1 protein-coding gene is annotated in these 404 nt (G+C 41.3%); it reads left to right on the forward strand.

Annotated features, from left to right (window positions below; all coding sequences use genetic code 11):
• Positions 1–404 (forward strand): hypothetical protein (locus tag I6F16_RS37740; RefSeq protein WP_225174808.1); only part of this gene is annotated, 404 nt, incomplete at both ends.

A 404-nucleotide genomic window follows, 5' to 3' on the forward strand; every position in this document is an offset into this window, starting at 1 on the left:
CAACATGCCTTACATTAGCGGTACCGACCTTGTAAAACAAATTAGGGAAACACTAAACCTGGGCTCTGATAAATTACCGGTAATGCTGCTACATAGTTCTATGGATGATGAAAAGCTCATACAGGCCTGCATAGACCTGGATATACGCTTTAATGTTACTAAACCAATTGTGAGCGACCAGTTGTTTGAACTGCTTAATAATATTCACCGTGCCGATCTTGCTATTGGAGAAACCGAAAGCATAAACCTTAATGATGGCTTTGAAGCTCCGTTTAAGGTGCTTATCGCGGAAGATAATCCGGTAAACCAGATGCTGGCGAAAACCATTATCCAGAAAATATTGCCTAATGCTTCTATCATTTTGGCCGAAAACGGGCTTGAAGCTGTTAAAGCCTATGAAGCAC

The organism is Bradyrhizobium sp. IC4060 (genome assembly GCF_020193715.1).
Classification (GTDB): Bacteria; Pseudomonadota; Alphaproteobacteria; order Rhizobiales; family Xanthobacteraceae; genus Bradyrhizobium; species Bradyrhizobium yuanmingense.